The sequence below is a fragment of the Lactobacillus sp. CA30L genome (assembly GCF_059900845.1).
Genome location: NZ_JBWXGB010000004.1, coordinates 1 through 26,244, shown reverse-complemented (window position 1 = coordinate 26,244; position 26,244 = coordinate 1). Strand labels below are relative to the sequence as shown.

General features: G+C 49.9%; 23 protein-coding genes. 20 read left to right on the top strand and 3 right to left on the bottom strand.

Features of this window, described 5'->3' with window-relative positions; translation table 11 throughout:
- Positions 1–116 precede the first annotated feature (116 nt).
- The 17 genes from AC2JF8_RS05485 to AC2JF8_RS05405 all read left to right on the top strand — a co-directional run bounded on the left by AC2JF8_RS05485 (position 117) and on the right by AC2JF8_RS05405 (position 19,050).
- Positions 117–860, top strand: a complete 744-nt coding sequence (locus AC2JF8_RS05485; RefSeq protein ID WP_500761829.1) for a PAS domain-containing protein — start codon at positions 117–119, stop codon at positions 858–860.
- A gap of 123 nt (positions 861–983) precedes the next feature.
- The gene (locus AC2JF8_RS05480) at positions 984–1,433 is read left to right on the top strand and encodes a DUF3290 domain-containing protein (RefSeq protein WP_500761827.1); all 450 of its coding nucleotides are present in this window, start codon (positions 984–986) and stop codon (positions 1,431–1,433) included.
- 12 nt (positions 1,434–1,445) lie between these two features.
- On the top strand, positions 1,446–2,093 hold the full coding sequence (locus AC2JF8_RS05475; protein ID WP_500761825.1) for a DUF421 domain-containing protein: 648 nt from the start codon (positions 1,446–1,448) through the stop codon (positions 2,091–2,093).
- Positions 2,094–2,915 carry a Sir2 family NAD-dependent protein deacetylase gene (locus AC2JF8_RS05470; protein ID WP_500761823.1) on the top strand — a complete coding sequence of 274 codons (822 nt, stop codon included), beginning with the start codon at positions 2,094–2,096 and terminating at the stop codon, positions 2,913–2,915.
- Between the two features lie 6 nt (positions 2,916–2,921).
- Positions 2,922–3,875 carry an exonuclease domain-containing protein gene (locus AC2JF8_RS05465; protein ID WP_500761821.1) on the top strand — a complete coding sequence of 318 codons (954 nt, stop codon included), beginning with the start codon at positions 2,922–2,924 and terminating at the stop codon, positions 3,873–3,875.
- Positions 3,876–3,976: 101 nt separating this feature from the next.
- On the top strand, positions 3,977–4,849 hold the full coding sequence (locus AC2JF8_RS05460; RefSeq protein WP_500761819.1) for a DNA/RNA non-specific endonuclease: 873 nt from the start codon (positions 3,977–3,979) through the stop codon (positions 4,847–4,849).
- A gap of 290 nt (positions 4,850–5,139) precedes the next feature.
- Positions 5,140–6,225, top strand: coding sequence for an ABC transporter ATP-binding protein (locus AC2JF8_RS05455; protein ID WP_500761817.1), 1,086 nt, complete (start codon positions 5,140–5,142; stop codon positions 6,223–6,225).
- The gene (locus AC2JF8_RS05450; protein ID WP_500761815.1) at positions 6,225–7,091 is read left to right on the top strand and encodes a carbohydrate ABC transporter permease; all 867 of its coding nucleotides are present in this window, start codon (positions 6,225–6,227) and stop codon (positions 7,089–7,091) included. Before AC2JF8_RS05455 ends, AC2JF8_RS05450 begins: the two co-directional genes overlap by 1 nt.
- Complete coding sequence (locus tag AC2JF8_RS05445; protein WP_500761813.1) at positions 7,092–7,916, top strand: carbohydrate ABC transporter permease; 825 nt, start codon at positions 7,092–7,094, stop codon at positions 7,914–7,916.
- A complete protein-coding gene (locus tag AC2JF8_RS05440; protein ID WP_500761811.1) occupies positions 7,900–9,195 on the top strand; it encodes an MBL fold metallo-hydrolase in 1,296 nt (431 codons plus the stop codon). The genes AC2JF8_RS05445 and AC2JF8_RS05440 overlap by 17 nt, the downstream gene beginning before the upstream one ends.
- A gap of 50 nt (positions 9,196–9,245) precedes the next feature.
- A complete protein-coding gene (locus AC2JF8_RS05435) occupies positions 9,246–10,547 on the top strand; it encodes an extracellular solute-binding protein (protein ID WP_500761810.1) in 1,302 nt (433 codons plus the stop codon).
- Between the two features lie 257 nt (positions 10,548–10,804).
- Positions 10,805–12,103, top strand: a complete 1,299-nt coding sequence (locus tag AC2JF8_RS05430; protein ID WP_500761808.1) for an extracellular solute-binding protein — start codon at positions 10,805–10,807, stop codon at positions 12,101–12,103.
- Between the two features lie 140 nt (positions 12,104–12,243).
- On the top strand, positions 12,244–13,161 hold the full coding sequence (locus tag AC2JF8_RS05425) for a magnesium transporter CorA family protein (protein WP_500761806.1): 918 nt from the start codon (positions 12,244–12,246) through the stop codon (positions 13,159–13,161).
- A gap of 13 nt (positions 13,162–13,174) precedes the next feature.
- Positions 13,175–14,095, top strand: a complete 921-nt coding sequence (locus AC2JF8_RS05420) for a serine hydrolase (RefSeq protein WP_500761804.1) — start codon at positions 13,175–13,177, stop codon at positions 14,093–14,095.
- A 156-nt stretch (positions 14,096–14,251) separates the two neighbouring features.
- Positions 14,252–14,815: a TetR/AcrR family transcriptional regulator gene (locus tag AC2JF8_RS05415; RefSeq protein WP_500761802.1), complete on the top strand. Its 564-nt coding sequence runs from the start codon at positions 14,252–14,254 to the stop codon at positions 14,813–14,815.
- A 14-nt stretch (positions 14,816–14,829) separates the two neighbouring features.
- On the top strand, positions 14,830–17,814 hold the full coding sequence (locus AC2JF8_RS05410) for an MMPL family transporter (protein WP_500761800.1): 2,985 nt from the start codon (positions 14,830–14,832) through the stop codon (positions 17,812–17,814).
- 225 nt (positions 17,815–18,039) lie between these two features.
- The gene (locus tag AC2JF8_RS05405) at positions 18,040–19,050 is read left to right on the top strand and encodes a zinc-ribbon domain-containing protein (protein WP_500761798.1); all 1,011 of its coding nucleotides are present in this window, start codon (positions 18,040–18,042) and stop codon (positions 19,048–19,050) included.
- Between the two features lie 43 nt (positions 19,051–19,093).
- Here the strand turns inward: AC2JF8_RS05405 and AC2JF8_RS05400 are convergent, their stop codons facing one another.
- Together AC2JF8_RS05400 and AC2JF8_RS05395 are read right to left on the bottom strand one after the other, a co-directional pair.
- Entirely contained in the window at positions 19,094–20,467 is a 1,374-nt protein-coding gene (locus AC2JF8_RS05400) for an NAD-dependent succinate-semialdehyde dehydrogenase (RefSeq protein ID WP_500761796.1), read from the bottom strand.
- 154 nt (positions 20,468–20,621) lie between these two features.
- On the bottom strand, positions 20,622–21,407 hold the full coding sequence (locus AC2JF8_RS05395; protein WP_500761795.1) for an alpha/beta hydrolase fold domain-containing protein: 786 nt from the start codon (positions 21,405–21,407) through the stop codon (positions 20,622–20,624).
- A gap of 247 nt (positions 21,408–21,654) precedes the next feature.
- Between AC2JF8_RS05395 and AC2JF8_RS05390 the strand changes: the two genes are divergently transcribed.
- Together AC2JF8_RS05390 and AC2JF8_RS05385 are read left to right on the top strand one after the other, a co-directional pair.
- The gene (locus AC2JF8_RS05390) at positions 21,655–22,260 is read left to right on the top strand and encodes a TVP38/TMEM64 family protein (protein ID WP_500761793.1); all 606 of its coding nucleotides are present in this window, start codon (positions 21,655–21,657) and stop codon (positions 22,258–22,260) included.
- Complete coding sequence (locus AC2JF8_RS05385; RefSeq protein WP_500761791.1) at positions 22,260–22,796, top strand: GNAT family N-acetyltransferase; 537 nt, start codon at positions 22,260–22,262, stop codon at positions 22,794–22,796. The genes AC2JF8_RS05390 and AC2JF8_RS05385 overlap by 1 nt, the downstream gene beginning before the upstream one ends.
- Positions 22,797–22,851: 55 nt before the next feature.
- Here the strand turns inward: AC2JF8_RS05385 and AC2JF8_RS05380 are convergent, their stop codons facing one another.
- On the bottom strand, positions 22,852–24,114 hold the full coding sequence (locus AC2JF8_RS05380) for a CPBP family intramembrane glutamic endopeptidase (protein WP_500761789.1): 1,263 nt from the start codon (positions 24,112–24,114) through the stop codon (positions 22,852–22,854).
- A 410-nt stretch (positions 24,115–24,524) separates the two neighbouring features.
- Here AC2JF8_RS05380 and serS point away from each other — a divergent pair, with 410 nt between their 5' ends.
- Positions 24,525–25,832: a serine--tRNA ligase gene (gene serS / locus AC2JF8_RS05375; protein ID WP_500761787.1), complete on the top strand. Its 1,308-nt coding sequence runs from the start codon at positions 24,525–24,527 to the stop codon at positions 25,830–25,832.
- Positions 25,833–26,244: the final 412 nt, after the last annotated feature.

Sequence of the window (26,244 nt, the reverse complement as noted above, 5' to 3'; positions counted from 1 at the left end):
GCAAGGCACAATGGGTGAAATTATATTCATGAATTAGGTTAAAGCGCTCTTATTTCATTCTTTTTCTTATGCTATAATTCACAGAAAATGGATTATGTGAAACGAGGAGAATAATTATGGCAGAACCAGATTGGCTGCAAAAGATGGATGACCAGGAATATCTGCAGGAGGACCTTGAGGCCAGCGGCAAGAGCCGTTACACCGTAGAAGGAATCGATAAGAATGATCCTGACTGGCTTGAGAAGGCAGCGGCGAATACGCATGCGGCCAGTGGCGACGACTATGTTAAGCTCGACAGCGGCCTTCTGACTGTTAACCAGATTAACTGGATGCTGCGCAATACGATTGGCGAACTGACTTTTGTTGATGACAACAATCAGTTCTTATGGTATAACCGTCCAGTTGATCCTGATACCAGGATGAAGGCCAAACGGGTGCCTGCCCAGGTAGGTAATCCGCTGGACACGGTACATCCGCATGTAGGTGACGTTATTCCTGAAGTTAAAAAAGTAGTTCACGCCTTGCGCAACAAGCAGGAGGGCCATGAGGATGTGTACATGCCGGTGCCTACCGGTAATTTAAAGGAATTGATCTTGCACTACTATAAGCGTGTGGTTGATGATGACGGCAACTACGCCGGTATCTACGAATGGGTTCAGGACCTGTACCCACTAGTCAAGTACTTCTGTGAAACTACCGGACAGAAACTGGTGCTAGACCCAGACGCAACGACGGGGGCAACGTACCGGCGCAATTCTGCCCCAGACGCAAAGACTGGTCCGTCAAACCAAGCCGAGGAAGCAAAGCCAATTGAAAAAGCAAAAGAAGTTGACTCCACTACTTCCGCTTCGCAAAGTTAAATACTAATTTGTGGTTAGATCAAGTCTAACCACTTTTTGTTATACTGTTTTTAACTGCATTATTCATAAAAGTACATTGATCGGGTATTTCGGTGTAAAATATTTAAAGAAGGAGACAATATTATGACTTTTTATACATTAAAATATATTGAACAAAATCAAAATACGGGTAAGACGATTCTGTACGCGTTGATTGCAATTGCAGCCTTGACCATGATTGCATTCACCGTTTTGTACCTGCGTCACCGTTTTGACACGCGTTACCGTGACCTGGGCATCATCGCACTGCTGTTTTTACTATTATTTGTCGGCACCCAGTACGAAAAATACGTCCAGACCAACGTCAACAAGTCGCAGTCGGAGCAAATTGCGCCTTTCATTAAGGCGATTGCCAAGGATCACGGCGTGGCCGAAAATGACGTCTTGGTCAATTCAACCACGCTCCAGGATGGCATTATCGTCAGGCTGAACGTACAGGACATCGATTATCAGCTGAATTTGAACGATGACAATAACAGCTACTCCCTGACCAAGGCCCACGTTATTAACCACGAAGTCAATGTGAAGAATTAGGAGGATTTTAATATGGATTATACGCAACTTTTTATTAAATTTGTCTTAGGTGTGTTAACACTGATTTTTCAGATTAACGTCTTTGGCAAAAGCAACATCGCACCGACCACCGCCCTGGACCAGCTGCAAAACTACGTTCTTGGTGGCATCATCGGCGGCGTCATTTACAATTCTAATATCACGGTCCTGCAATTTTTGCTCGTTCTGATTGTGTGGACGCTGGTGGTCTTTATCATGAAGTTTGCCCGCGAACACAGCAATTTTATCCGGGACATGATTGACGGCAAGCCGATTCAGATTATCAAAAACGGCCAGGTTTTGGTTAAGAACTGTTTAGCGGCTGGACTTTCGGCCAACGAGCTGATGTTTAAATTGCGCAATCAGGGGATTTATTCCGTTGAGGTAGTTAAGAACTGTATTTTTGAAAAAAACGGTCAGCTAACCGTCATCAAGAAGGATGAGAAGAACCTGCGCTTCCCGTTAATCAGTGACGGCCAGGTCAACCAAGATGTGCTTGAACTGATTGACAAGGATGAAGACTGGCTGAATCAGCAGGCGAAAGCAGCCGGCTTTAGCAACACCAAGGATGTTTTTTTAGCCGATGTTGAGAACGACCAGGTTGCCTTCACCGGTTACAACCAAGGCGGGGGAAAAAAATAGATGGAAAACATAGTTAAGGCCAAGCAGCTGGTCAACGAGGCGACCGTTGTGATAGTAACTGCAGGCAATAAACTGGCCAAGAGCGAGGGCCTGGATCTCCTGGGCCAAGCGGCCTTTGTTCGAGATTTTCCCACCATTGCGTGGGCAAATAACGTGCATTCGGTCGGTGCGGCGCTTGGCGTGAAAATGCACTCGTGGTCCGAGCAGTGGCAGCTGTGGGGCAAGCTGATTCAAAAATACTCACTCGACTACCGCCCCAGTCGGACCATGCGTGAGTTGAAGCAGGTCATCGGCAAGAAGAAATTCTTTGTCGCGACGTCAACCTTCGGTCACTTCTTTGAGGCAGCCGGCTTTAACGACAAGCGTATCTTTAACGCCTTTGGCGACTGGACCAAGATGCAGTGTTCAAGCGGGATTAACCATGGCCTGGAAGATAGCCGTGAGGTCGTGCGCAAATTCAGTGCAACAGATAATGAACAGAAAATTGCTGCTCTGGTGCCCAAGTGCAGCGTCTGCGGTCAGCCGATGGAACTGCACATGCCGCTAAACGATCACTTTTATCCGGATTCCGATGCCAACGCGCGTTTTCGCTGGTTTTTAACCGGCAATGAGGAAGAAAAGGTGGTTTTTCTGGAACTGGGCGTTGACGAAACGAGCCCGCAGCTGCTCGAGCCGATTATCCGTTTGGTCGAACAGTTTCCGCAGTGGTCGTATGTTGCGGCCGACCTGAAGCAGGAGGAGCTGCCGCAAGCAATCCAGGAGCGCAGTGCCGCGGTGAATGCCGATGCGGCGCAATTGCTGCACGCACTGATCACGGGGTAGAATTTAATGAGTATTTTTATTAAAAACGGCGTTCTGCACGTTTCAGGCGCGCAGGAAAAAATCCGCGGCAAGGGTCAGGAACAGCCCGGATTTATTAGAGACTATACAATGCTGGACATTGAGACGACCGGGCTTAATCCCTACCGTGATCACGTTACCGAACTGGGCGCGGTCAAGGTGCGGGACAATGAGATTGTGGATGAGTTCAGCAAGCTCCTGGTCTACCCGCGGTCAAATCGGGTTCCCGCCTTTATTACCAAGCTCAACGGCATTACCGAAGAGATGCTGCTTGGGGCGGGCGAGCCCGTCAAGGAGGCGATGACCGCATTTCGGTCCTTTATTGGTGACGACATCATCATCGGCTACAACGTCAACTTCGACCTGAACTTTCTGTACGATCTGGCGCGAAAGTTTAAGCTGCCGGAATTAAATAATGATTACGTTGACGTGCTGCGGCTTGCCCGCGTTTACTACCCGCGCCAGCACAACCGCCTGCTTGACTGCATTCAGCGTGCGGGGATTGCCCAGGAAGAGCAGCACCACGGCTTGGCCGACTCAATCGATACCAAAAAGGTTTACGATGATTTTCGGGAACACTTCGATGATGCACTGCTCATAAGGGCTCAGGCCAAGGTCAAAAACATGGACCTGCTCACAGAAGAGCTTGCAGTCTGGGAACGCGGGTTCCGTGATCCCGTCAACAATAAGAAGATTGTTTTTGCCGATGAGGTGGGTATGAACAACGCGGAGGCTGCCCTAATGGTCAATAATATGGGTGGTCAGGCGCAAGCTTCAATCGGGGCCGATACGGATTATTTGATTCTGGATGACCGGGGCTTTTTTAGCAAAAACAACCGGGCCTGGCAGCAGGCCCAGGAATACAATAAGACTGGCAGCAAGATTAAGCGCCTGTCCGAAGCATATTTTCTGAATATGATTGACGGTTGGGCCCGAAGCTAGTCCCACGTGAAGAGCAAGGGAAACCTTGTTTTTTTATTGCAGTATTGCAAACAAAAGTTCGATTGGCTATACTTAATTATCATTGAGTAAGGAGCAGGAGTATGGCACGCAGGCGAAGAAGGCGGAGCAGAAGAACTAGCAGCAGCGACTTTTGGGCAATGGTGATCATCATCATCTTTTTGGTGTGGTTTGTTTCAACCGCGGGCGGATCCGATCCAAGCGCCCACAAAACGGTTGAACGGATTACAAACAACCAGAAAGCGCAGACCGGCACAATAAAGAAGGCCCGCCCAGCGGCCAAAGCCTATGGTGGTCTTTCACGGCAGGACTACGCAAAATTAGCCCGGCTTGACTTTAAGAGTGGCGGTGCGGCCTACATTGAGGTCAACAACAACCGCTCCACGCTGGTGAAGAACGCGTGGCGGGTCAACCGGGTCATATACGCAGACCTGGACAGCCTGAACCGGGCGTCGCATTCAAACACCGCATTTTTGGAGCGGCGGAATGTTGCCAGCGACAGCCTGCGCGTGCGGCAATTCGTTGAACCGACGGGCTGGCATTATAACCGCCGCAACGGCGAGCAAATATACAATCGCGGCCACCTGATTGCCTATTCCATCTCGGGCGGCATCGACCTGGAGGGCAACTACAACCCCGATAACCTGTCCGGCGACCAGAACAACCCGAAGAACCTGTTCACCCAGTCGGCCTTTTCCAACCAGCGGATTCAGACCATTTTTGAAACCCGCGTGCGCACGGCCCTGCGCCAGCACAAGCGCGTGCTTTACCAGGCAACGCCCATTTTTCGGGGGAGTGAGCTGATGGCGCGTGGAATTAACCTGCAGGCCGTTTCGACCGATGGCAGTCTGGACTTTAACGTCTACCTGTTCAACGTGCAGCCGGGGTACGCCTTTAATTACCAGAACGGGCGGGCCCGGGTTGACCGGGAGATCCAGGTGAGAGAAGCATATTGACTGTAAAAAGTTTCTGCGTGAAGCAGGGACTTTTTGTTTGGGCAAATTTTTGCTGGCAAACTCAAGCTGACTTTAAGTAGCAAAATGAGAACATTCATGATTAATGTCTTTAGATAATTAATAATCGTTTGAAGTTTAAAGCCACTAAATCTTAAAATGATTAGTTGGGACTGCAAAAAGCGAATTTTACGGCAAGAAGATATGGTTGTGTTCAACCCGCTTTTATCTTAAAATTAAGGTGATGAGTTGAAACAGCAAGTAATGCGATACAGATATAGTGGTGCGAGTGTATGGATAACAACAAATTTGTTGAAGTAAAAAATCTCAGAAAAGTCTACGAAAATGGTCACGAGGCCATTAAAAACGTCAGCTTTTCCGTCAAAAAGGGCGATTTAGTCTGCCTGCTTGGCCCCTCGGGCTGTGGCAAAACAACGATCTTGAACATGATAGCGGGTCTACTTAATCCGACGTCGGGCGAGATTCTCTTTGCCAGCAAGTCTGTGGTCGATATTGCCCCAAAGGACCGGCAGATCGGCTACGTTTTTCAGAACTACGCCTTGTATCCGCACATGACGGTTCTGCAGAACGTCATGTTTCCCCTGGTGGTAGGAAAAAACAAAAAAACCAAGGCGGAAGCGCAGAAGGTTGCGGAAAAGTACATGGAATTAACCCAGATTACGGAACTTGCCGGCGAAAAGCCAGGCAAGCTGTCTGGCGGGCAGCAGCAGCGGGTAGCCATTGCGCGGGCACTGGTGCAGGAGCCCCAGATTTTGTTGATGGACGAACCCCTGAGCAACCTGGATGCGCGGCTGCGGCTCAAGATTCGCGAGGAAATCCGCGCGCTGGTCAAGTCGGTGGGGATAACCACCCTGTTTGTTACCCATGACCAGGAAGAGGCGCTGTCAATCGGCGACAAGATTATTTTGTTCAACGATGGCATAATCCAGCAGGATGATTTGGGGGAAAATTTTTACCTGGAACCGAACAATTACTTTGTGGCCAATTTTGTTGGCAATCCGGTTATTGACAACTTTGAGGTGGTTAAGAGTGCTGGTGAACTCCGGTCAGCTGCATTCACGATTAAGCTTGCCGACCTTGATGCAGGTCGCTTTAAGCGGGAGATTCCCGATGGCAAGTACACCCTCTCCGTGCGGCCGGAAAACGTCGTGCCGGACCCCGACGGCGTGTTGCACGTAAAGATTGACGATATTGAGCTTATCGGGCGTGAGCGTATCCTGAAGTTTACCTGTGGCGGCGTGCAGGAACGGTCACTGGTGGGCTTAGAAACACCGGTTAAGTTGGGTGACGCGGTCACGCTTAAGATGCGCTTTAACCAGGTATTTATCTTCACACCAGAAGGGGAGCGCGTGTACTAATGAAGACCAACCAAAAAAAGGCGTGGCTCTTTCTCGCGCCCACGATCATTTTTGTTAGCTTGTTTAGTATCTATCCCATATTGCGGGCATTTGGCATGAGTTTTCAAAGTGGCTCGCTGATTGACCTTTCGTGGGCTGGACTTAAAAACTACCAGTATATTTTTAAAGACCCCGAGTTTTGGCTGGCAATCAAGAACACGGCTCTGTACGCCGTGATTTCCGTTCCGGTGGGACTGGCAATTTCAATCATGCTGGCCTGGATTATCTTTGACAAGGTGAAGCACAAGAGTTTTTTTGAGACGACCTTTTTCATGCCCTACGTTACGTCTACGATTGCCATCGGCATTGTCTTCCGTTATATCTTTAACGGCGACTACGGGATGCTTAACTTCTTGCTGCGGATTTTGCACCTGCCCGCACCGGACTGGATTGACGATCCGGCAATGTCGTTGACGACAATCATTATCTTCGGCATCTGGACCGGCCTAGCCTTCAACATCGTTATCCTGATGGGCGCGCTGCGTAACATTGACCCCAACTTTTATACGATGGCTGATATGTACGGGGCAAGCGGCAAGGACAAGTTCTGGCGCATCACGGTGCCGGAACTCGTGCCCACAATTGCCTTCCTGCTCACGATGAATATAATCGGAGCGTTTAAAATCTACACGTCGGTCTATGCGCTGTTCAATGGTCAAGCCGGGGTGGGCAATTCCGGTACGACCGCGGTCTTCTACATTTATAATAAGTTCCAGATTGTTGGCACGCCGGGCGTTGCGATGGCAGCCACGGTAATCTTGTTTTTGATTATCCTGTTTGCAACTTTCTTGCAGCGCAAGATGATGAAGAAGATTGGAGAAAATTAAATGAAACGAATTCGCTTAGGTGTATTGTTCAGTTACATCATTTTATTTTTCTTCGCTGTAATCACGGTTTTTCCCTTCATCTACATGATCCTAGGCGGCCTGATGAGTTTTCAGGAGACCACGTCAATCCCGCCGACCCTGATACCGCACCACTTTGAGTGGTCCAACTACGCTAAGGTCTTTGCCCGGGCGCCCTTTGCACGCTACTTCTTCAACACGGTTTTGACTGCTAGCGTGACCACCATCGTCAGCCTGTTCAACTCGCTCCTGGGCGCGTTTGCGATGGTCAACCTGCAGTTTAAGGGCAAGGGCGTCATCCAGATGGTTCTGCTGTCGCTTCTGATGGTGCCGGGCGAGGCCATTATTTTTACCAACTACAATACGATTGCACAGATGGGGCTGCTCAATACTTACATAGGTCTGGTTCTGCCCTTTTTAACGTCAATCTTTTACATGTATTACCTGCAGAGCTACTTTGGTTCGATCTCAAGCACCATCTACAAGGCTGCAATGATCGACGGTGCGAGCGACTGGGAGTATATTTGGAAGATCCTGGTGCCAATGTCCAAGGGAGGCCTGTTCACCGTTGGGCTGCTCAGCTTCATATCGGGGTGGAACTCATTCCTCTGGCCGCTGCTTGTGACCAATGAAGACACGATGAGGCTGCTTAACAACGGTCTGTCGGCCTTTGCCTCGGATGCGGGCAGCGAAACGCAGCTGCAGCTCGCGGCGGCAACGCTCACGGTACTGCCGATCTTGATTCTGTACCTGATTTTTAGAAAGCAAATTATTAAAGGAGTAGTACGCAATGACCTCAAGGGCTAAGACAACCATTACCTTTTACAACGGCCTGACGACAATTGGCGGACCGATGATCGAGGTGGCCTACAACAAGTCCCACGTTCTGTTTGACCTGGGCGAAGTTTACCGGCCCGAGCTCGACCTACCGGATGAGCATTACCAGACGCTGATCAAGAATCAGCTAATCGGGGATGTGCCTGACTTTTACGATCCGCAGTTGACGGGCAAGCCGCTTGATACTGACCGCTGGGCGCATGCCGCGGCTTATATCTCCCACCTCCACCTCGATCACAGCAAGGCGCTCAACTTTTTGGCGCCTGAAATTCCGCTTTACGCGGGTCCAATAACGGCCCAAGTGCTGCCGGCACTGAATGAGCACGGTGATTTTCTGCTGCCGGCGGCTGGCCACGAGGCCAGCTACGTGCGCCCAATCACCGCGGCCACGTACCGTCAGCCCATCCAGGTCGGCGACATCAGCCTGGAAGTCTGGCCCAGTGACCATGATGCGTACGGGGCAACGGGGCTAATTGTGCAAACGCCCGATAAGAGGATTGCCTACACCGGCGACATTCGGCTGCACGGCTACCACCCCGACTGGGTGCATCAGTTCCTGGCCGCTGCTAGGGGGAGTGACGTTCTCATTTGTGAGGGAACCGGCTTCTCCTGGCCGGAAGAAAAGCACGACCGCAGCAGCGAGGAATTCACCGGTCCCAAAAATGAGAAGGAGCTAACGACGCAGATTGTGCAGCTGCAGGAAGACAATCCGCACCGGCAGATAACCTTCAACACGTACCCAACCAACGTTGAACGGCTCCTGCGCATAATCAGCGCTTCGCCGCGTCAGGTTGTTTTGCACGCGCAGCGGGCGCACCTGCTCAAGGAAAGCCTTGACCAGGATTTTCCGTACTATTACCTGCCAGGGGAGGAAAAATTTACTGATCTGAAGCCGGAACTAGCAGTTTCATACGAGGAGCTGCTGGGTGACGATCACAAGTACCTCTGGCAAGTCGTGCGCAATTATGCCGACCTGCGGGAAAGCGGCCTCTACATTCATTCCAACGCCGAGCCGCTGGGTGACTTTGATCCGGCCTACAAACCTTTTCTGCAGGACTTGGCGGACAAGAAGATTGAGTTCAAGGCGCTGCGTTGTTCCGGCCACGCGGATGAAGAGGAACTCACGGAAATTATTGGGGAAGTTCAGCCCAAGATACTAATCCCGGTGCACACATTGCATCCGGAGCTGGAGGAGAACCCATTTGGAGAACGGATTTTACCGGAGCGTGGTGAACAAGTCACGCTTTAGTGAATCAAAAAAAGTTGTTGTTTAGTTTTTTATTTTTGGAGGTTTACCAAATGAAGTTTAGTAGGAAACTTGCGGCTGTTTTTGCCGTTGGATTAACGCTCGTGGGTACTGCTGCCTGTTCAAACGGCAAAAGCTCTTCCTCAGACTCTGGCACGGAAAAGATTGCCAAGGTGACGAAGAAGACCAATATTGTCTTTTGGCACGGCATGACCGGCGTTCAGCAGGATACCCTGAAGGAATTGACCAAGGAATTCGAGCAGAAAAACCCGAAGATCAAGGTCAAGTTGGAAAATCAGGGGGCATATCCGGACCTGCAGGCCAAGATCAACTCGACCCTGCAGTCGCCGAACAACCTGCCAACGATTACCCAGGCATATCCGGACTGGCTGGCAACGGCGGCCAAGAATAAGATGCTGGTCGACCTGACGCCTTACATCAACAACAAGGATGTTGGCTTTGGCAGCAGCGCAAAATCTGATATCAAGCCGGCCCTTCTTGATGGCGCCAAGATTAATGGCACCCAGTACGGCATTCCCTTTAACAAGTCGATTGAATCCTTGACCTACAATGCGGACATGTTTAAGAAGTACGGCATTAAAAAGGCCCCGGCAACAATGGATGAATTGAAGAAGGATGCCCAGATTATCTACACCAAGAGTAAGCACAAGGTTGTTGGCGTGGGCTTCGATTCGCTGTCCAACTACTACGTTTTAGGCATGAAAAACAACGGCGTTAACTTCTCCAGCAAGATTGACTTTGCCGGCGACACGTCAAAGAAGGTCATCAACTACTACGCCGATGGCATCAAGGCGGGCTACTTCCGTGTGGCTGGCTCCGAGCACTACCTGTCCGGACCGTTTGCCAACCAGAAGGTTGCAATGTACATTGGCACCTCAGCCGGTGAAGGCTTTGTCAAGCAGGGCGTCGGCAACCGGTTTACTTACGATGTTGCGCCTCGTCCGGGCAAGTACACCATGTCACAAGGGACCGACATTTACATGTTCAAGCACGCAACGGCTGACCAAAAGGCTGCTGCCTTTACCTTCATCAAGTTCTTGGTATCAAAATCCAGCCAGTTGAAGTGGGCCAACGCAACGGGCTACATTCCGGTTAGCCAGACCGCTGCCGATTCTGCTGAATACAAGAACAACAAGAAGCTGAAGTTGCCGGCCAAGTTGGAAAGTGCCATGAAGAACCTTTACAGCATTCCGGTAATTAAAGACTCAGGTGCCGCATACGGACAGCTTAGCCCGATTATGCAGAACATCTTTGCTGCTGCGCAGAAGCACCAGAATGTAAACAGTGCAATCACCACGGGCAAGTCAAAGTTTGACGCCGCGTGGAAGCAATAGAAACTAAATAACAATTTTACCTACAAAGGCCTGTCTTTTATGACGGGCCTTTTGTTTGCTGCTGAATCATCAAACAAGAACAAAATAATTAATAATGGTTAATGGTCGGATAAAAACTGAACATTAAAGTGATGGCAATCAAAAAATAGCAGGTAAAACGAATTTTTCTGTGCAAATTGAATTGTATTCTGCCAATTGCTGCTATACAATATGGAATATTATTGATACTAAATAACCACTTTGGAGGAATAGCAATTATGAATTTGGGTAAGAAACTTGCGGCTTTAATTATTGCGGCAAGCGCAGTGGTGGGCATTAGTGCGTGTTCGAATAAGGCGCCCTCTGCAAGTTCAAACAAAATTCCGCAGATCAGCCAAAAGACAACGGTTGTCTTCTGGCATGGCATGCAAGGCGTGCAAAAGGCGACGCTGCAGGATTTAGTCCGCGACTTTGAAAAAAAGAACCCTAATATCAAGGTAAAACTCGAACAGCAGGGCAATTACAATGACTTGCAGGCCAAGCTGAACTCAACGATGCAATCACCGAAAAACCTGCCAACAATTACGCAAGCCTATCCCGGCTGGCTCCAGAGTGCCGCCCAAAACAACATGCTCGCTAATCTGAAGCCGTACATGGCCAATAAAGAAGTCGGTTGGGGCAAAGCGTCTGCTTCGGGAATCAAGGAAGACCTGTTAAATAGCGCCAAGATTGACCAAACTCAATACGGCATGCCGTTTAACAAGTCAATTGAGGTCCTGATATACAATCCGGCTATGCTTGAGCGCTATGGCATCAAGAGGGTGCCGACGACCATGGCGGAATTAAGGCAGGCGGCGCAGACAATTTACGAAAGAAGCAGCCACCAGGTGGTTGGTGCCGGCTTTGATGACTTGAACAACTACTATGTTTTAGGGATGAAAAATCAGGGGCATGACTTTTCCAGCAAGATTGACTTTACCGGTGCCCATTCCCGTCAAGTGGTCAATTACTATGCTGCCGGGGTAAGGGCAGGATATTTCAGGATGTCAGGGTCAGACCGGTACTTGTATATCCCGTTCACCAACCAAAGGCTGGCAATGTTTGTTACGTCTTCGTCAACGGAAACCTGGATCAAGCAGGCGGCTAAACCGGGTCTGACTTACGGGGTAGCCCCGCGGCCGAGCAAGTACACAATGCAGCAGGGCACAGACCTGTATATGTTTAACAACGCAAGCGCAATGCAGAAGGCTGCGGCATTCAAACTGCTGCACTTCCTGGTGACAAAAGACAGCCAGATCAAATGGGCTAAAAAGACGGGCTATATTCCCGTTAACCAGGAAGCCGCAATTACCAATGCTTATAAGACAAATAAAAACTTTAAGCTGCCGGCAAAGCTGGAAACCATTTTATCCGTTAACTCCTTATACAGTGTGCCCGTGATCAAGGATGCAAGTGCGACCTTTGGGCAATTGACCCCAATTATGCAGTCAATCTTGGCAGCGGCACAAAAAAATCGTGACGTGGATAAGGCAATACGGAATGGCAAGACAAAATTTGATGCGGCCTGGCAGCAGTAAAATAACAAAATTTTGGCAATCTTTTGAAAAAACGGGGGCATCCCCGTTTTTTTATTGGTCGTTTTTTGCTTGAATGGTAAGATAGGAGGGGCGAAAAACTGACAGGCCTGCCAGTTAATAAAGCAGCCAGGGGTGAAAACATGATTAAAGAGCAAAAATTTCCGGTGGAGACCAAGTATAGATGGTATGACATCAGCAATTTAAGTGAAGGGGACAGCATCAAGCTGCAGGATGAATTCAATTTCACCCCGGACATGATCTCATATATTTCCGACCGGCACGAACGACCGCACTACGATTACGATACGCACACCCGTATTCACTTATTGGTCTACGACGTGCCCATTTGGCCGACCAAGTCAATCCGCCATTTTACGGCGCAGCCCGTTACCTTTTTGGTTCTGGAGGAGAATATCTTTACTTTTCACACAGAAGCGACCAGTTATGTTTTTGATGAGTTTAACGACTGGTCAATGCGCAAGGAACTCGCACAGGCGCAGGACGTTACCGAATTGCTTATGAAGTTCCTGCTGTATTCATCACAGTACTTTCAGCGGGCGGTCATGCAGCTGGACGTTGAACGCAATAATTTAGACCAGAAGCTGTCCGGTGACATCAACAACAAAGATCTGGTCAAGCTGTCCAATATTGAGAAGGGCCTGGTGTACTTATCGAGTTCAATTCAGACGAACCTGATGATGCTGCACAGCTTGAAACTGTCCCAATTAGACTTTACCAAACATGCACGCGAACGGCTTGATGACGTTCTGATTGAGTCGAACCAATCGGCGGAGATGGTTAAGATTTCCCAGCAGGTTACCCAGACGCTCTCGGCGACATCGAATAACATGATGAACAATAATCTAAACGATACGATGAAGTTCCTGACGGTCTGGTCACTGGTTTTAACCATTCCAACTATTCTGACCGGTTTTTACGGGATGAACGTTAGCCTGCCTGTGGGACATAGTTCATCCGACTGGATTATCATCACAGTCGTAATGATTTTCTTAATGGGCTGGCTGGTTGTCCTGATGAAGCGGCACCATTTCTTTTAAGTGAGGCGGATTTATGAAAAATAAGGTCCTTATTGGTTCACTGGTTACGACGCTGCTTGCCTTCATCTTGTATTCCTCCAACCTCAAGCGGGTTGAGAATGCCAACTTAGAAGTTATTAGTCAAAATCAAAAGGAGGTCATCAAAACCCCCAAGGGCAAGGCGGTGCGCGAACCACGAGTTGGGCGCATTGAGTATCCTAACCAGGTCAAGATTGCCAGCGGCAGTGAAAAAAAGTGGGCAAAGAGAATTGTTCACGTGATGGGCAAGGAGCAGACCTACCAGGTCGCCGTGCAGGACCTGCAGGCGGACAAATTTGCGCGAGTTGCTAACACACGCCAGTCGCACGGCGTGTTTGAAACGAGCCGCCTGTTTTTGCTGGCTGCGCTTTACTACCAGCAGCAGCACGGCAAGCTGACTGAGCACACGGTTGTCAAGGTTAAAAAAGCTGACCGCGTAAAGGGCGAACGGATGCTGCAGCCGGGCATTGGCTACGGTGTAGCCTATCTAAAGCAAGCACTGATGCGGGGCAGCCAGACCGCAGGCAATGTTCTGCTGCGCAAGGTCAAACCGGCTGCCGCCACCCGCATTGTCCGCAAGATGGGTGCCACCAGCACACAATTTAACCGCCGCTTTGCATCCAACCCGAGCAGCAGGACAAGCGCACGCGATCTGGCCGCGGTTATGGTCAACCTCTACCGGAGCAAGACGCTGAACCGGCAGTACTCCAACCGGGTATTGGGAACGCTGAGCCAGGCAAAGAATAGACCCAGGGTTGCACGGTCCGCACGCGGCCTGGTTTATGGCATTGGCGATGATAAATCAAGCGTTGCGCTCATCCAGACGCACGGGCACACCTACTGCGTGAGCGTCTGGGCCAATGATGACCACAATTTTGTCAAGCTGGGCCGGGCCGTTGCCGCCTTGTTTGACTGAGTGCACCAACGCCTGTGAGTTAGCACTAAGCAAAGGCTGAGTTCTTGGAACACGCAGCCTTTTTATCTGCTTAAAAAATAATTTACAACTTGTAGATTGTATTCTTCAGGGTGTAGTGCTATATTGTTCACTGTGTTATTTAGAGGAGGGGTGAAGTTGGTCAAAAAAAGAAGCCTTGATTTGAATAAAGTGATTGCAAAGGCGACGGAGATGATTAGGAGCGATGGTCTTTCTGCGACTACCCTGCCACGCCTGGCCCGGGAATTGAACGTCCGCTCACAGTCCCTTTACCATTATGTTTCGGGTCGCAAGCAGCTGTTGTCGCTTGTGGGTGCCAGTAGGGTTAAGATTTTGCGTCAAAAACTGGTCGAGAACCTGATGGGCCTTTCGGGCGAGGATGCCCTGCTTAAGTTTGCGGATATCGTGCGCAATTTTATCTTGGGTGATCCGGCCCTTTTCAGCATCCTTTACCACTTGAATGAGTTCAAGCATGATGATGCCATTACCCGAGAAATCATGAATGTAATCGCACTGGCCGACAAGTTAAACTTGCGCAGCGGCAGTACGGTCTCGCTGCACGGCCTAATCGGTGCGGTGCTTGGCTACGTCTTTTTAGACGTGTCTGCTTCTTTTGAAGGCGAAACCGCCGTTGAAGCCAACCAGGGGTATCATGAACTGATTTTACAGTTGGTTCTGCCCAAAAGTATTTTACAAAATTAGAAAGGACTTACAGAGTGCAAAAATTATTAAAGAACCATATATTTTCATTAATTGCATGGATTTTAATTTTGATTATTTCTGTTGTGGCTTTGCCTGATATTACGGGGTTAACACGCGAGCACTCGAATGTGTCCCTGCCCGCAGACGTTCAGAGTGAAGTTGCACAATCCATTCAAAAAGACTGGAAGTCAACCAAAAAAGACACCTACGAAGTTGCGGTTGTCTTCAACAAGAAAAGCGGCCAACTGACGGCTGCCGATGAGCGGGCAATCAACCAAACCGTTGCCAGCCTGAAGGAAAATAAGGACAGGTACGGCATTAAGGATATTTTGGCGCCCGATGATAACATCGCCACCAAAAAGAAACTCAAGTCTAAGAACAACCATACCTGGGTGATGCAGCTGAACATTGCGAAAAAGCACGGGCCAATCGATGCGGTGGACAAGGAGCTTGCTAGTGCGGTCAAGACCGCTGGCATCCGCACCTATGTCACCGGGGCCGATGTGCTCCAGAACGCCTTCTCGAACGCAATTCAGGAGGGCATCAAGAAGACGGAAGCAATAACCGTTGTCTTCATCTTCATCGTTCTGGTCATCGTCTTCCGGTCGCCGATTGTGCCGCTAATTTCGTTATTAACGGTAGGCGTTTCCTTCATTACCGCCTTCTCAATCGTGACGAACCTGGTCAAGTACCAGAACTTCCCGTTTTCAAACTTTACCCAGGTCTTCATGATCATTGTTTTGTTCGGCATCGGTACGGACTACAACATTCTGCTTTACGACAAGTTTAAGGAAAACCTGGGCCTGGGCCTGGACCGCTACAAAGCGATGAAGGATGCCCTCAAGGTGGCCGGCAAGACCATTTTGTATTCAGGCTCATCAATCTTAATCGGTTTTTCGGCTCTGAGCCTGGCCAACTTTTCGATTTACCGGTCGGCGGTCGGCGTTGCGGTCGGCGTTGCGGCGCTGTTAATTGTGCTGCTGACGCTAAACCCATTCTTCATGGCGGTCTTAGGCGAAAAAATGTTCTGGCCGGTAAAGAAGTTTACCGGTGAACACGAGGACAAGCTGTGGCACGGCATCTCCAAGAGCACCTTGGCCCACCCGATTGTTTACCTGATTGTTCTGGCCGTAGTCGTGGTGCCTTTCGGGCTTATGTACACCGGACACCTAAATTATGATGACACCGATGAAATTGCTGACAGTGTTCCGGCCAAGGCGGGGATGTTGGTTGTAGAAAAAGATTTTTCTAAAGGCATGGCCGAACCGTCCACCCTTTACATCAAGAGCAACCACCGTCTCGACAACGAGGCCGACCTGCGCCTTCTTGACCAGTTGACCAGGCAGCTGCAGCAAACCAAGGGCGTTTCCTTTGTTACGTCGGTCACCCAGCCTTACGGCGAGAGCATTGACCAACTGTACGTCAAGAACCAATTGAACACGGTCAACCAGGGTGTTGACCAAGCTCGTGCAGGCCTGGGTAAGTTAAGCAAGGCAAGCAAAAAATTGAGTTCAGGTGCCAGCCAGCTGCAAAGCGGCACCGGTCAGCTGCAGAGCGGCACTAGTCAGCTGCAAAACGGTGCCGGCCAGCTGCAGAGCGGAACCAGCCAGCTGCAAAATGGTGCCGGTCAACTGCAAAACGGTGCCGGACGTTTGCAGAGCGGCACGCAGCAGATGACCAGCGGGCTAAATCAATTGAATTCGCAATTAGCAAGCGGAACGAACGGCTTGGCGGCTGCGCAGCAGCAAACCAAGGCCACGCTGGAGCAGAGCTATAAGGCTAACTTGACCAAGAGTATTGGTAGCATTCCGGGACTGACGCCGCAACAAAAAATGGCGGCCATGCAGGCTGCCGGTGCCGCTCTTGAAAAGTCCTGGGCGCAGGCTGCCATGCCGGATGTTTCCGGTCAAATGGGCCAGCTGCAATCCGGCGTTGGCCGGCTGGCTTCCGCATCGGGCCAGCTAAACAGTGGTGCTGGAACGCTGAACAGCGGTATCGGCCAGCTTGATTCAAACCTCGGTCGGCTTAACTCGAGCGTTGGCCAGCTTAATTCTGGCATTGGCCGGCTTAACTCAAGCGCGGGTCAGCTTAATTCGGGCGCGGGCCAACTGGCTAACGGCATGCCTAAGCTCACCGCGGGCGTTGATGACGTAAACAGCGGGTTGGGGCAAGGTGCGTCCTACCTGACCGCTCTAGCTGGTTCTTCAGCGGCCGATACCTTCTACATTCCTAAGGAATTTATCAAGAACAACATGTTCCAGAAGTCGATTAACGTTTACCTCAGTCCCGACAAGAAGTCGGCAATGATGTTTGTTGTCTTTGATTCAAACCCAAGCAATATCAGGGCGACGCAGCTGTCACAGGATCTTAGCCTGACGGCCAAGAAATCGCTGGCCGGCACGAAGCTCGACAAGGCAACAGTGGCAATGGGCGGACAGAGTTCCAAGATTGCCGACGTTAGGGCCGTTGCCAACAAGGACTTTATCAGAACTGCAGCAATCATGCTGATCGGCATAGGGATTGCCCTGATTTTTGTTACCCGGTCGCTTCTGCAGCCACTATATATCCTGGGCACGCTGCTCATCGCCTACTTCTGCTCACTGTCAATCAGCGAGTGGGTGGTTAAGGCGACGCTGGGCAAGAACATGTTGACGTGGAATACGCCTTTCTTCGGCTTCATCATGCTGATTGCGCTGGGCGTTGATTACAGCATCTTCCTCATGACGCGCTACCGTGCGCTTGAGGGCGGCACGCCGAGCGCGCGGATATTGAAGGCCTGCGGCATTATCGGAACGGTCGTCGTTTCGGCGGCAATTATCCTCGGCGGTACGTTTGCCGCACTGATTCCGTCCGGCATTCCGACCCTGATCGAAGTTGCACTGGCCGTGATTATTGGCCTGGTTATCCTGGTCTTTATCATGCCAATCACCTTGTCGGCAGCCGTTAAGCTCACTTATGAAGGCATCCACTGGAATAAGAGCAGACGCGTTAAAAAATAATTTTAGTAAAAATGAAAAAGATTGAATTGCTCTGAAGTGAGTGAAATGAGTCCCGAAAGTTGTCTAACTTTTGGGACTCATTTCAGAGTTTTCTCAATCTTTTTTATTTGCTGGGGCGCAGGCAGGATAAATTATTCCAAAAGTCGGTTAAAGAAGTTTTTTTATTGCGCATTTTGTTTTATGATTAAGTCATTGAGTTTTGAGACGAATAAAGGAAGTAAAGATATGACTACTTGTCCCAATTGTGGCCAACGGATTGCTGACACAGATGAAATCTGTCCCAAATGTCATTTTAACCTGCAGAAATACCGTGATGCGTTCTTTGCAAATGAGCACCAGCAGGCTAAGCATGAAAATGACGAAACGGGGAAGAGGATTGCTAGCCGGAAGGTTTACCGGCAGGAATTTTACCCCAAGAAGCAAAACCAGGTTGTTCAAAAAATGCTGGAGTGGATTCACGCCAACAGTATGATTGTATTTTTACTGGGCGTTCTGCTGCTCATCATCATGAGCTTCTCACGCAGCTTTGGCTGGATCAGCTTCTTTGTCCTGCTTGTCTGGCTCTACTTCGTCTGTGTGCGGACGGACAAGATTGAACGCTACACGGCGGACCGGCGCTTAACGGAAAAGGTCAACCAGGTTTGTTCAAACATGTTCAACAACGTCGAGGATACAACGTCAAGGGGCAGGTTTGCTTCCCGTAGCCGCGAACAGTCTAGGGAAGTGGCCTTCAAGAAGCACTTTACTTACGTGCAGCTGCTGGTGGTTTTGATGGCTGTGATCAACCTGATTGTCATGTTTACGGGTTCGGGCGCGTCGGTTGCTGATGTTGCATACACCGGCAAGATGTCGGTTACGCGGGTTACGTTTGGTTTGGCGGGTCACCTGTTTTCTTCCAGTTCGACGCTTCTTGCAGGCATACTGCTCTGCGTAATCTGGCTGCTGCTTTTGCTGGGCCCGTTGTTCATCATTTATAATACCTTGCGGGGAACCAAAAAGGGCAAGGTAATCGCCCTTACCCTGTCCCTGATTGAAACAGCTTTTCTTATTTACTTGATTTACCGCATGTCAAGCGGTGCGTTGTCCAATACGGGCGTTTTGCGCAGCATCACGAGCGAGCTGCTTGTGTATGCGGTCTCGGTTGGAACGTCCACGTACTTTTTGATTCTGTCAAGCTTCATGACGACGCTGCTTGCTGCCTACAACTTATTCAGTAAAAAATACCGCAGTCAATAAAAAAACTGGGCTCTAAGTCCAGTTTTTTATTTTGCCAAAATTACTATTGGGCTATGTCGATTACGAGGTGCTCGTTGACAAAGGCCATCATGCCCAGCGCGCTAAGTTCACGACCGTAGCCGGACTTCTTGACGCCACCGAACGGCAACTCCCCGGAACTGATCCAGGTACCGTTGATAACGGTCATGCCTGTTTCAATCTGGGCAGCGACAGCGCGTGCGTGTTCAACATTGGCACTGATGATTGACGAACCTAGGCCGTAGCTTGAATCGTTGGCAAGGTCGATTGCCTCGTCTTCGTCTGCAACTTCATAAACGATAGCTACGGGGCCAAAGAACTCCTGGTCAAATGCGGGGTTGTCCCGGTCAACGTTGGTCAGAATGATTGGCCGGAAGAAGGCCCCCTCCGAATCAATTTCTGGGTACTGGTAGTAAACCTTTGCGCCGCCGTCAATTGCGGCCTTGACCTGCTTGGTCAGCTTGTCCTTGGCACCTGCAGAATTCATCGGCGCCAGAGTCGTGTCGGCAGCGAGCGGGTCACCCGGCTCCAGGCTGGCAAAAGCATCCTTCAGTTCATGCAGAACTTCTTCGTAGCGGGACTTGACCGCGATGATTCGCTTAGATGAAGTACATACCTGCCCAGTATTGTACGTCCTGGCGGAATTTAGGGCCTGCTTGAGAACTTCGGGGTCAGCATCATCTAGAACGATAAAGGCATCGTTGCCGCCGAGTTCCATCGTTGACTTTTTAAGGTTCTTGCCCGCGTTTTCGGCGACAGATGCGCCGCCACGCTCCGAACCGGTCAGTGCCACGCCCTGAACCCGTTTATCAGCAATGATATCATCGAGCTGGTCGTAGCTTGGATAAAGGTTGATCAGGCTGCCCTCAGGTGCGCCGGCCATCTTAATAATCTTGGCAGTCAGAGCAGCCGAGCCCGGAACATTGTGCGCGTGCTTAAGCAGGATCGGGTTGCCGACGATAAAGTTGGGTGCAAAGACCCGGATTACCTGGTAGAGCGGGAAGTTCCACGGCTCACAGGCCATGATAACGCCGGTTGCCTGTTTCAAATAGTAGGCATTGCCCAATTTTGATTCAATTGGCTGCGGCTTGAGCATTTCTGGACCATGGTCTGCGTAGTAATCACAGATGCCGATGCAGAGATCAACTTCGCCCTTTGATTCTGCAAGCAGCTTGCCCATCTCGCGGGTCATCATCTCGGCCATCTCATCCCTGTGTTCACGCAGTTTTTCTGCAACTTGATGAAGAATGGCGGCGCGGCTTTCAGGGCTTTCATGGCGCCACTTCTTGTACAGGGCGTGGGCCAAGCCGATAGCTTCTTCAATTTGGCTAGACGTTGGGTTGTCGTAGCTAGCGAAATTTTCGTTGGTATATGGATTAATAGATTGATATTTAGCCATAATATTATCTCCTCACAAAGCAATTTTTATAAAATAAAATAATTTTCCTTATTTACTGTGCTAATTATAAAACGTTTTCACTAAGGTTGATATTTATCGGCCCAGGCTTTACTAATTATTAATAAGTAACTTTGGCCAGTCATGCGCAGGTCGCTTAGATGGCACTGCTGAGGTAGGCGAGGGTTTGGGGCAAGTACTGGTCTGCGTATGACATGGCGTGCCTGCTGCCCGGAATTATTTTGAGGTCGACGCCGTGGTTTTCCCCGGCCAGCGTGTCAACAAAGTCCAGCAGGTACTTAAGGGGCGAAAGTTCACGGGTCGAATTGATCATTAGCAGCTGGTGGAGCTTGTGGTAGTCGTACGACTTGGCATCCAGTCGGGCGAAAATTTCCGCGTCGTTTGCCCCGGCATAAGTCAGTGCGAAGTACTTGTAAAAAGCTTTGTTGATATCGCTTGGGTCGCGTACGCCCAACTCATTCTGAGCATCGGCTGAAGGCTTGACGTCTTCGTGGTCCCTCATCCAGTCCGAATAGTTGACGGGTGCAGACCAAGTGACCGTGGGAAAGCCGTACCTGCCTGCAAGGTAGAGGGCCATCACGCCACCGCTGCTGGCTCCAATCTGGGTGATGGCACGTGGATGGTGGTCGTTATCAACATACTTGCTTGCAAGGAGCCACTCGACAAAGCGGACGCAGTCCTGGTGCGCTGCGGGAAAGCGGTTTGCGGGCGCAAGGGAGTAGTTGGGGGCGAATACGATAAAGCCCTGGTCGGCAATCCTGGTGCACAGGTCCCTGAGGCTATCCTTGTCGCCGCGGAACCAGCCGCCCCCGTGCCAAAAAACCAGCACCTTGCTGGGAGCCGTATCCGCGGTTGGCGCGTAAATATCGACGGTCAGATTTTTTTGATGGTCGTAGACAACGTCAGTGGTAATTTTAGTCATTAGAATACCTCCAGTAATTTATTTTTTAAGACTATTATACGTTAAATAAGGGGGCCCGTTTATTTTCATTCTGCTAAAGTTGCCCCCGAGCAAAGATTTGGGCGTTGGGAACCGGGCAGGCCAGCATATTGGGGTCTGCTATTCAGTCATGAATAGTTAATTGAGATAATTATTGTATTTAGTGACTGAAACACTAATCATAGGCCCGTTTTTTTGGTAAAATGAAACGTAATACTGGAGGTAAATTATGCGTCTGTCACCCAAAGCCAGTCGAAGGTTGATTAACATTCTAACCGTAGTCAGCGGAGTCATTATTGTTCTATTGTGTATTTATTGGTACCGGTTGGGTATTTTCACCAGTCAAGCAAAGATGAAGAATTACCTGGCCGACAAGATGATTATCGGCCCCGTCGTTTTTGTCATCATTCAAATAATTCAGGTGGTTATTCCCATTATTCCCGGGGGCGTGTCGCTTCTTGGCGGCGTTATTTTCTTTGGTCCCTGGGCCGGGTTTATCTATAACTACGTCGGTGTCTGCGTGGGCTCGATCATCAATTTCTTTTTGGCCCGGTTTTACGGACGGCCCTTCATCCTGCACATCGTCTCCGAGGAAACGCTCGACAAGTACATGAAGTGGACGAAGAATCAGCACAAGTTCAACTGGTTCTTTGCAATTTGCATCGTGGCGCCAATAGCCCCAGATGACGTGCTCTGCCTCCTGGCCGGCTTGACCGACATGAAATTTTGGACCTACTTTTGGATTATTATTCTGGGCAAACCCTGGACGATTGGGGCCTATAGCATTGCCCTCAAGTTCGGGATGGGCTGGCTGCTTAAGCTGGTAGGCAAGTGATGGGTGGACGAATCTACCTGCGCCCCTTTAAGGGGGCCGATGCGCAAATGCTGTTAAAGTGGGGACAGGACGAATATTATCAGCAGATGGCCGGCTTTGGCCGCTACCAAAACCTGGCTGAGGCGGAAGTTGCGGCGGGCCAGTATGCGGCTCGCCCGTACAGCTGGGCGGTCTGCCTTAGCAGGAGCACGCAGTCGATTGGCCTGGTCGAATTGTACGAACGGGGCACAAGCGAGCGTGAGCTCCTGAAGACCAAGGAAGTCGGCTTTCTGCTGGACAAGGAGTTTTCGGGGCACGGCTACATGACGGCGGCACTCAAAATTTTGTTTGACTATGCCTTTAACCAGTTGAAGCAGGAAGAAATCTGGGCTGGCACCTTCAAGCAGAACCAGCGCTCGCAAAAACTGCTCAAGCGCTTGGGCTTTACGTACGTGTATGCGGTGGACTTGGGTCAAATAAGCCGCTTGTTTGACTATGAAGAAAAATATTACCTGCTAAAAAAAGCCGACTGGCTGGCTTGTAAAGAAGACAAGTAAAAAAGATGGCAAGTAAAAAGGAAGGGCAGCTCTCAGCTAGTGTCCTTCCTTTTCTTTAGGTTAAATTGCCGCTTGTCAGCGGTGCCCATAATTGGGAACCCCGCATCATGCGGTCGACGTTTTCTTCCATGACCTGGCGCCGCCTGCCGTACATCATCCAGAGTGAAAAGATGAGCGGGACGCCGACGATGATAATGGTATACAGGTAGTCGCTACCATAGCCGTGCCAGTCCCAACCGGGCCCGTTCCAGCCAACCTGCAGGTCGGCGATGAAGTCAATCATGAAGTGGGCCAGCATGGAGGGCCAGATTTTGCCGCTATACAAGTAAAGCACGGCCCAGAGGAAACCGTCACCGGTAACGCCAATTGCTTGGGCCAGCGTGGCCGGCAACGTTTCACCATAGATACCGAGGTTGCTGAGGTGGGGCAGCCCAAACAGGAGGGCCGAGCCGTAGACTGCAATTGGAACCCGCCACTTGGGAAAACGGTTGAAACCGGCAAGCAGGATGATGATGTTGAGGTAGCGTTCCGTTTCTTCCAGGATTCCGGGTTCAAGCGCAGCGGTCAGGTTAGGCCAAGAGAACTTGAGGCTGCCGATATCATAGCGGAACAGGGCTGACCACAGGTCTTGGTTGTACGCGTTGAAGCAGTTGTATAGCAGATCAATCAGGGTGAACAAGAGCAAAATAACAAAGACGGATTGCTGGAAGTTCGGGCCCTTCCGGAATTTAAGGTTGGGGTTAAACCGAAAGCCCCAGGCGTAACCCAGAAAACAGGCGAGAACAAAGAGACTGAGGGCTGCGATCACACCCTGGGAAGTGATTGCATGCATCAGCGTTAGGTGCCTGTCAACGTTTAACCTGGCGTCCGGCCCGTACTGAATGCCGATAAAGGTAATGGCCAGCAGCCGCAAAAACCAGTTTTTGACCGTTGCCGCCCATGACATTGCCAGGGGCAACAACAAAACGACGTAGATTAGCCATAATAAGATGACCGTGAGTATCTCTACCTGAGGCAGCGTTTTGAGCAGCAGGTTGCCCAAAAGCACCCAGCATGAACAGAGGTAAGTAGGCACAATGACGATGTTAAGCCACTTGGATATGCCGTGGACGATTTGGTTGGGCCGGCTGGACCTTAGGCAGTAGAGGTTTGTGCCCCCGATGAGCAGTAAGACCGTTAAGGCGACACCCCTGGCGCCCGTTTTGCTTGCCCATCCGTGAAAAAATAGGATCAGCAGTGCTAATGACAGGATACAGAAGAGCAGCTCGTAAGAGTATATCTTCAGCCATTTCTTATTGGACCACTTTAAGATGTTCATTTTTGCCTCCAAAATAATATTTATTATAAAATAATAAGCCAGAAACAAAAAATGTACAACATATTTATTGTGCGAGCTCTGTCCTTTTTGAATTTGAAAAAGATTGTCAGCGGCTGAATATGGCGAAAAATACTGTTTGCTAAAAAAAGCAGAATGGCTTAAAATAATGGCAAACACGGAATCCTAAGACCGCTTTAAGAGAGTTCACAGGTTGGTGCAAGCGAACAGTGGTTGTTTCCAGATTCCATTAGGTGGGTAATTAATAGTTACACGGCTTGCGGCACCGTTATCGCCTATTTATGAGTGCAGCTGCCTTTTGGCGGCTGAAACTGGGTGGTACCGCGAAGCCAAGCATGAGCCAATTCGTCCCAACGTGAGGGATGAGTTGGCTTTTTTCATGGAGGTAAAAAATGCTAGATATTAAAGTGATCCGGGAAAAACTGGACTGGGCAAAGGAAAAACTTGCCACGCGGGGAATTAAACCGGAAGAGCTAGACGAATTGATTAAGATTGATGAGGAGCGCCGTGTGGGCTTGAGCCGCAGCGAGCAGCTTAAAGCCCGGCGCAACAAGGTGTCTAAGGCAATTGCACAGGCCAAGCGCAACAAGGAAGATGCTGCGGGTGCCATCCAGGAAATGCGTGAAGTTGGCAGCCAGATTAAGGAGCTGGATGAGCGCGTTAACGAGCTGACCGCCAAGCAAAATTATATTTTGCTGCGGCTGCCCAACTTTCCGGACGATTCCGCTCCAATTGGACCAGACGAAAGCTACAACCAGGAAGTACGCAAGTGGCACGAACCGCAGAAGTTTGCATTTGAGCCCAAGGCGCACTGGGATATCGGAACAGATTTGGACATTCTGGACTGGGATCGCGGTGCAAAAGTTTCGGGTGCCCGTTTTGTGTACTACAAGGGTGCGGGTGCGCTCCTTGAACGCGCAGTGTTCAACTTTTTCCTAGACGAAAATACCAGGGCCGGCTATACGGAAATAATTCCGCCTTACTTGGTTAACGACGAATCCATGCAGGGGACCGGCCAGTTCCCGAAGTTTCGCGAAGATGTCTACACGATTGTTGACAATGATAATCCGGACAAGCCGCGCGACTTGACCCTGATTCCAACCGCCGAGGTTCCGCTCGTGAACTACTTCCGCGATGAGGTGATTCACGAAGACCGGTTGCCAATCAACGTGACCGCCATGTCGCCGGCATTTAGAAGCGAGGCGGGCTCTGCTGGTCGTGATACCAGGGGCCTGATTAGGATGCACGAGTTCAGGAAGGTCGAGATGGTCAAAATCTGCAAGCCGGAAGAGTCGTGGGCTGAACTGGACAAGTTGACGGCCAACGCCGAACACTTGTTGCAAAAGTTGAATTTGCCCTACCACGTGGTTGCTTTGGCCACCGGGGATGCCAGCTTTACCAGCGCCAAGACCTACGACTTGGAGGTCTGGATGCCGCACCAGGATAAGTACCGGGAAATTTCCAGTTGTTCCAATTGTACCGACTTTCAGGCACGCCGCGCACAAATCCGCTACCGCGGCGAAGACGGCAAGCTGCAGCTGGTCCACACGCTGAATGGTTCTGGTCTTGCAGTTGGACGCACCGTTGCCGCTATTTTAGAAAATTACCAAAATGTGGACGGCACGGTTACGGTACCGGAGGCCTTGGTGCCATATATGAACGGAATGAAGAAAATTACTAAGGAAGCAAGTTTAATATAGATATGAGGGGCTTTTAACAAAAAAGCCCCTTTTGTTTCATAAAAAAATATTTTTTTGGTTAACAAAAGCAAGCCTAAAATCAGCAAATTACGAATGTTTGGCACTGACACTACCGCAAAGAGCCAAAAATAAGGGACGACATCCATTAGTAAAAACTAATTGTGTTTTCCTGCTGCATAAACCACGAACAAAAGGGCCTATTTGACTGAACCGGCTAAAAAGTGTAAAGTATTACCTGTCCTTAAGTGAGTGATTGCTTGAGTACAAATTTTCTGAAAAAGCCAGTTGACAAAACAAAGGAGCTTTAGTAAGATAAAAAACGTTGCTGTCGCAGAAGGCAGCAGCGGGCCAGAAAAAAGTTCTTGACAAGCGCAAGAATTTCTGGCAAAATAGAAAAGCGCCCAAGAGCAAT

Coding starts and splice junctions, on each gene's coding strand:
- AC2JF8_RS05485 (WP_500761829.1), top strand. CDS start 117: ATGGCAGAACCAGATTGGCTGCAAAAGATGGATGACCAGGAATATCTG.
- AC2JF8_RS05480 (WP_500761827.1), top strand. CDS start 984: ATGACTTTTTATACATTAAAATATATTGAACAAAATCAAAATACGGGT.
- AC2JF8_RS05475 (WP_500761825.1), top strand. CDS start 1,446: ATGGATTATACGCAACTTTTTATTAAATTTGTCTTAGGTGTGTTAACA.
- AC2JF8_RS05470 (WP_500761823.1), top strand. CDS start 2,094: ATGGAAAACATAGTTAAGGCCAAGCAGCTGGTCAACGAGGCGACCGTT.
- AC2JF8_RS05465 (WP_500761821.1), top strand. CDS start 2,922: ATGAGTATTTTTATTAAAAACGGCGTTCTGCACGTTTCAGGCGCGCAG.
- AC2JF8_RS05460 (WP_500761819.1), top strand. CDS start 3,977: ATGGCACGCAGGCGAAGAAGGCGGAGCAGAAGAACTAGCAGCAGCGAC.
- AC2JF8_RS05455 (WP_500761817.1), top strand. CDS start 5,140: ATGGATAACAACAAATTTGTTGAAGTAAAAAATCTCAGAAAAGTCTAC.
- AC2JF8_RS05450 (WP_500761815.1), top strand. CDS start 6,225: ATGAAGACCAACCAAAAAAAGGCGTGGCTCTTTCTCGCGCCCACGATC.
- AC2JF8_RS05445 (WP_500761813.1), top strand. CDS start 7,092: ATGAAACGAATTCGCTTAGGTGTATTGTTCAGTTACATCATTTTATTT.
- AC2JF8_RS05440 (WP_500761811.1), top strand. CDS start 7,900: ATGACCTCAAGGGCTAAGACAACCATTACCTTTTACAACGGCCTGACG.
- AC2JF8_RS05435 (WP_500761810.1), top strand. CDS start 9,246: ATGAAGTTTAGTAGGAAACTTGCGGCTGTTTTTGCCGTTGGATTAACG.
- AC2JF8_RS05430 (WP_500761808.1), top strand. CDS start 10,805: ATGAATTTGGGTAAGAAACTTGCGGCTTTAATTATTGCGGCAAGCGCA.
- AC2JF8_RS05425 (WP_500761806.1), top strand. CDS start 12,244: ATGATTAAAGAGCAAAAATTTCCGGTGGAGACCAAGTATAGATGGTAT.
- AC2JF8_RS05420 (WP_500761804.1), top strand. CDS start 13,175: ATGAAAAATAAGGTCCTTATTGGTTCACTGGTTACGACGCTGCTTGCC.
- AC2JF8_RS05405 (WP_500761798.1), top strand. CDS start 18,040: ATGACTACTTGTCCCAATTGTGGCCAACGGATTGCTGACACAGATGAA.
- AC2JF8_RS05400 (WP_500761796.1), bottom strand. CDS start 20,467: ATGGCTAAATATCAATCTATTAATCCATATACCAACGAAAATTTCGCT.
- AC2JF8_RS05395 (WP_500761795.1), bottom strand. CDS start 21,407: ATGACTAAAATTACCACTGACGTTGTCTACGACCATCAAAAAAATCTG.
- AC2JF8_RS05390 (WP_500761793.1), top strand. CDS start 21,655: ATGCGTCTGTCACCCAAAGCCAGTCGAAGGTTGATTAACATTCTAACC.
- AC2JF8_RS05385 (WP_500761791.1), top strand. CDS start 22,260: ATGGGTGGACGAATCTACCTGCGCCCCTTTAAGGGGGCCGATGCGCAA.
- AC2JF8_RS05380 (WP_500761789.1), bottom strand. CDS start 24,114: ATGAACATCTTAAAGTGGTCCAATAAGAAATGGCTGAAGATATACTCT.
- serS (WP_500761787.1), top strand. CDS start 24,525: ATGCTAGATATTAAAGTGATCCGGGAAAAACTGGACTGGGCAAAGGAA.